Consider the following 393-nt stretch of genomic DNA (forward strand, 5'->3'; position numbering starts at 1 on the left):
GTATTATTCTGATTTCATCTATTGTTATAGCTTATCTGTTAACAGAATATTTAGAGAAACCTCTACGTGATAAAAATCGTTACAAGCGTCTGCAGTTTTTCTATTTCCCGGCTATGATTACATTGATTCTTTCATTTCCATTGACCTATCTTCTTCTTAATCAAGAAGATAGCTTAGCAGATGATTTACCGTCTGGTTATAATGGAGCTAAACAAGTGGAGCTATCAGAGCAGTTAAATACAGGGCAGACATTGTATCCAGCTCCAATGAAAGCGAAAGAAGACTTAGCTGTCAGTTATGATGATGGTTGTAATGTTATGGGAAATAGCCCGGAAGTAAAAGTTTGTTATTATGGTGCAAAAGATGATTATACCAAAACAATCGCTTTAGTAG

Annotated in this window: 1 protein-coding gene; it reads left to right on the top strand. The window is 35.1% G+C overall.

What is annotated here, in order from left to right; translation table 11 throughout:
* Window positions 1–393 (top strand): hypothetical protein (locus tag ERX40_RS11375; RefSeq protein WP_208001679.1); only part of this gene is annotated, 393 nt, incomplete at both ends.

The organism is Macrococcus carouselicus (assembly GCF_004359515.1).
Lineage (GTDB): Bacteria > Bacillota > Bacilli > Staphylococcales > Staphylococcaceae > Macrococcus > Macrococcus carouselicus.